Consider the following 771-nt stretch of genomic DNA (forward strand, 5'->3'; position numbering starts at 1 on the left):
TGCCGCTGCCGAACGCCGCCGCGCCGCTGCCGTAGGCATTGGCCGCATCGCCGGCGGCCAGCGCGCCGGCGCCGTCGGCATAGGCGCCGACCGTGCCGCCGCCGCTGTGGGCGAAGAACTTGGAGGTGCTTTCGGCGGTGGCGCGCACCGCATCCAGCTGCGCGAGGTTGACCGCATCGGTGGACTGCGTGCCCGCGGCGACGTTGACGACCTGCCGCTCGCTGCCGGCATCGCCGACCGAGACCGTGTTGGCCCGGCGCGCCACCGCGTTGGCGCCCAGCGCCACGCTGTCGGCCGCAAACGCGGTGCTGTAGTAGCCGAGCGCGGTGCTGTTGGCGCCGCTGGCCCAGGACTGCGCGCCCAGCGCGCTGGCATGGTCGCCCGGTGCATAGGCGAAGTAGCCCAGCGCGGTGCTCTGCAGGCCCGAGGCCTCGGTCATGCTGCCGCTGGCGGTGGATTCGTCGCCCGAGGCGATCGCGCCGGCGCCGAACGCGGCGGCATTGGCGCCGCTGGCCTGGGTCTGTACGAACAGGCCCAGCCCCGGAATCAGGTCGGCCGGACCGCCGACCGCGACGCTGCTGGTGCCGGTGGCCACGCTCTGCGTGCCGACCGCCGTGGCGTAGTCGCCGGTGGCGTTGGCCACCGCGCCGAAGGCCGACGCCTGCGCACCGCCGGCGTAGGCACCCACGCCCACCGCCGAGGCGGCGAAACCGCTGGCATCGGCGCTGGCGCCCAGTGCGGTGCCGCCGACCCCGGCGCTGGTGGCGCCGG

General features: G+C 75.9%; 1 protein-coding gene. It reads right to left on the reverse strand.

All coding sequences use genetic code 11. The features are described from left to right. The coding region (locus D183_RS25065) for a membrane protein (protein WP_039728270.1) at positions 1-771 on the reverse strand (771 nt) is incomplete at both ends.

The organism is Xanthomonas sp. SHU 199 (assembly GCF_000364665.1).
GTDB classification, from domain to species: Bacteria; Pseudomonadota; Gammaproteobacteria; order Xanthomonadales; family Xanthomonadaceae; genus Xanthomonas_A; species Xanthomonas_A sontii.